At 40.6% G+C, this 2,528-nt stretch carries 5 protein-coding genes; 1 reads left to right on the top strand and 4 read right to left on the bottom strand.

Annotation, left to right across the window (positions count from 1 at the left end; translation table 11 throughout):
- Nucleotides 1-35: 35 nt before the first annotated feature.
- Nucleotides 36-677 (bottom strand): TIGR02117 family protein, encoded by a 642-nt coding sequence (locus A8L45_RS23230; protein ID WP_217492215.1) that lies wholly within the window; start codon nt 675-677, stop codon nt 36-38.
- An 83-nt stretch (nt 678-760) separates the two neighbouring features.
- Between A8L45_RS23230 and A8L45_RS23225 the strand changes: the two genes are divergently transcribed.
- Entirely contained in the window at nt 761-1,081 is a 321-nt protein-coding gene (locus tag A8L45_RS23225) for a thermonuclease family protein (protein ID WP_068905718.1), read from the top strand.
- Nucleotides 1,082-1,117: 36 nt separating this feature from the next.
- On the opposite strand, the gene A8L45_RS23220 is transcribed toward A8L45_RS23225, so the two are convergent.
- The 3 genes from A8L45_RS23220 to A8L45_RS23210 all read right to left on the bottom strand — a co-directional run.
- The gene (locus tag A8L45_RS23220; protein ID WP_068905717.1) at nt 1,118-1,765 is read right to left on the bottom strand and encodes an FMN-binding negative transcriptional regulator; all 648 of its coding nucleotides are present in this window, start codon (nt 1,763-1,765) and stop codon (nt 1,118-1,120) included.
- 125 nt (nt 1,766-1,890) lie between these two features.
- Nucleotides 1,891-2,301 carry a DUF6891 domain-containing protein gene (locus tag A8L45_RS23215; RefSeq protein WP_175402076.1) on the bottom strand — a complete coding sequence of 137 codons (411 nt, stop codon included), beginning with the start codon at nt 2,299-2,301 and terminating at the stop codon, nt 1,891-1,893.
- Nucleotides 2,243-2,528 (bottom strand): hypothetical protein (locus A8L45_RS23210; protein WP_217492214.1); only part of this gene is annotated, 286 nt, incomplete at its 5' end. The genes A8L45_RS23215 and A8L45_RS23210, both read right to left, overlap by 59 nt.

The raw sequence follows: 2,528 nt of genomic DNA, 5'->3' as shown, positions 1-2,528 counted from the left end.
TATCGGGATAGATGGCGAACGACTTGATGCGTTTGTTAGAGCGCTGCTAAATCTTCTAAATAGCCCATGACACTTCCAGAAGTGAGCTTGAACATAGGTGATATGTCCAGACCCATACTTTGCAGCCCCTTCGCTGTCCACTTATTACAAGTATTCATTAGGTAGTATGAGCCAACTCCTTTGTAAAATTGACTGTCTCCGTAGATGCCATTCTTCTGAGCTAAAACAAGGCCATTGTTTCTAGCAAAACTGCCAGAAATGAACTGACCTAGGTTCGACAACTCAGCGTTGGTAAGTTTTAATTCTCTAACATCACTATTTGAGAAATACGCGGCAATATTCTCACTAGGAACTGCAACCGCATGTACCACCGAATCAGTAGGTAAGAAAATAGCCTGCAATGTAATTTTTGTCGTAATCTCCTGAGCCTGATAAAAGCCTTTGTCTCCCCAACCAAGCTCAATATATGGCGCACTTGGAAACCTTGATTTAAGCTCGGGAACATATTGAATAATGGACGTTGATGGAACAACAAAGCCTGTATGCCACCCATGACTAACCACAAAGACTTTATTCTTTCCTTGGCCAGAATAATCAATACCACTTTTTACTGCTTTAGGAAGTGTGGAACAGGCAGATAAGAGTAAAGAAAACATCAAAGCAGCAAATACTTTCAAGATTACCTCCATTAGCCCTAACAGTGTTAAATACCCCAAAGTGTTCAATATAAATCCTGCGATTTGTCCGAAGTAATTCAAGGGTGAAATTTGCGACCATCTATACGCCTTTAATTCTCAAGTCTTTGGGCAAGCGGGTTCATGCTCGGGTGAAAGGTCTGGATGCGCCTGAGATACATGGGAAGTGTGAATTTGAAAAGCAGAAGGCGAGGGAGGCAAAGCAGTTTACGGTTGCGTTGCTGCGGGGTGCGGAGGTGATCAGGCTAACGAATATCGAGCGGTGCAAATACTTCCGGCTGCTGGCCGATGTTGAGATAGATGGCGAACAGCTGGCAGAAAAGCTGATTAAGGCCTGGTTAGCCCGACCTTATGATGGGGGTAAGCGTTTGGGGTGGTGTAGTTAACGCCTAAATCAGGTGCGCCGTAGGCGTCACCTGGATTTATTTGTTAGCCGCGTGTTGATTGTTTTGCATTTGTTTGGCCACAGAAATATCAGAACGGTTCTCAGAACTTGCCAGACCATTTACAACACCTGAATAATCCGAAGCTGACTTGTTTTGGCTTAGTTTAAAATTACCAACGATACTTTCTATAGTAATTTCTATGCCGACAACTGCATTGATAAGTTTCTCAGTGAAATCTATTGGAGCATCAGAAACTGACCAAGGGATATTCTGATCTAGTTCATGAAAATCAGAAATATCGTTGAGAAGCTGTAAAATCCAGTTAGTTTTATGCTTGAAATGAATGCGCCCTCTGACATGAACGACTGAATAATTCCATGTTGGAACAGCTTTACCTGTTTCTTGCTTTGATGGGTAGAAGTTTGGGCTGATGTAAGCATCTGGCCCATGAAAAATGATTAAAATCTCTTGACCATCAGCGCATGATTTCCATAACGGATTTGCTTTAGCTATGTGACTTTGCAAAATTACCTGATCATTTTCACCTTTCTTCAGGTAAAACGGAATATGATCTGCATCTATGAAATCTTCCGCTGAACTTACCAGTGTTCCTAACGAATTCTCTTGAATGAATTTATACAAGACATCCAAGTTTGTTTCTTTGAATTTTGATGGAATGTGCATGTTTACTCTTAACGGCTAACGCCGCTATCACTGGACAGCGGGCTGTAGTTGTAATTTATGTTAACGGAGCGGCAGCGTAGTGCATAAATTACAACGAAGGACTGCTGTTCCGGTGCATAGCTTTGTTATATGCCGCGATTCTGCCACTTTATGTTGGAAACCTCTATCCGTTGCTCTGTTGTTCCGTTCCATATCACTTTAAAACCTGACTTTTCGAGCTCAGATTTTAGCTTATTTCCTATATCAATTTTTTCTGGTACATCGCCATTTATATGATCATACGCCAACATTAAACTGCCACCCTGAAGGATGCGCTCTAGGTCTTGCCCATGATAAAAACAATAACCTTGAAACGTACCTTTCGGGTAGTTTTGGATTGCCTCATTAGCATCATAATGCCCATCAGACATCGTGTAACCAGCATTGTGTAGACACAACACACCTTCATTTTTTAACCGCTTGAAAACTTCATTCAATTTATCTACATCGGTATTCTTCGGCCAACTGTCTTGCTCTTTTTTTTTTAAGAATCTCATTTTTTATTGCAGCAATGTAAGGCTGTGTATCTTCTATCCCTTCGTTTTCAACTATATCGGTAATATGAAATTTTATTTCGTTGAAATCAGAGAACCCACCCCAAACTAAATATTTAATTTGCTCCATTACATATTCATTTTCATCTGCCACAGCAGCATCTCCTTTTAAGATAATGAGCGAATATAATGCTGAAATACAAAATAGATTCTTGGTCATGTTTACATAT

This window comes from Veronia pacifica (genome assembly GCF_001707825.1).
Classification (GTDB): Bacteria; Pseudomonadota; Gammaproteobacteria; order Enterobacterales; family Vibrionaceae; genus Veronia; species Veronia pacifica.
Note: the sequence above shows the minus strand (reverse complement) of the source record. Positions and strands in the feature narration are given on the sequence as shown.

What these genes read in the sequence shown, in the direction of transcription:
- A8L45_RS23215 (WP_175402076.1), bottom strand. Translation starts at nt 2,301, where the DNA reads ATGAGATTCTTAAAAAAAAAAGAGCAAGACAGTTGGCCGAAGAATACC.
- A8L45_RS23220 (WP_068905717.1), bottom strand. Translation starts at nt 1,765, where the DNA reads ATGCACATTCCATCAAAATTCAAAGAAACAAACTTGGATGTCTTGTAT.